The organism is Mesorhizobium sp. M2E.F.Ca.ET.219.01.1.1, assembly GCF_004016445.2.
Classification (GTDB): Bacteria; Pseudomonadota; Alphaproteobacteria; order Rhizobiales; family Rhizobiaceae; genus Mesorhizobium.
In genome coordinates, this window is record NZ_SADT02000167.1 from 1 (window position 1) to 325 (window position 325).

Annotated in this window: 1 pseudogene; it reads right to left on the reverse strand. The window is 61.2% G+C overall.

Annotation, left to right across the window (positions count from 1 at the left end):
• Positions 1-197 precede the first annotated feature (197 nt).
• Positions 198-325 (reverse strand): annotated as a pseudogene (locus EN862_RS37255) (Zn-dependent oxidoreductase); the annotation flags it as partial.

Below are 325 nucleotides of genomic sequence, written 5' to 3' on the forward strand. Positions count from 1 at the left end.
CATGCTTTCCTCCACTTGATTGATCCGTAATCGGTTACGTAACCGATTACGCAGCAAGGTTTAGTGTGCAACTTTGACCGATGTCAATATCAGCATGGAGGCTTGAGGCATCTCTTGCCGGCCGCCCCCGTAGCTAGGGGCGGCATCTAGGGCGCGCCTATGCGCCGGCAAGCGGTCGGGCGACGGGCGGCTCGCGCTCAGCGAGCCCACATCGCGTCCGGCACCACCACCAGCTTGCCGACGAAATCCTTGGCGATGAAATCGGCTTGGGCGCGGTGGAAGTCCGACAGCCTGTAGACACCGCCGACCAGCGGCTTGATCTTCC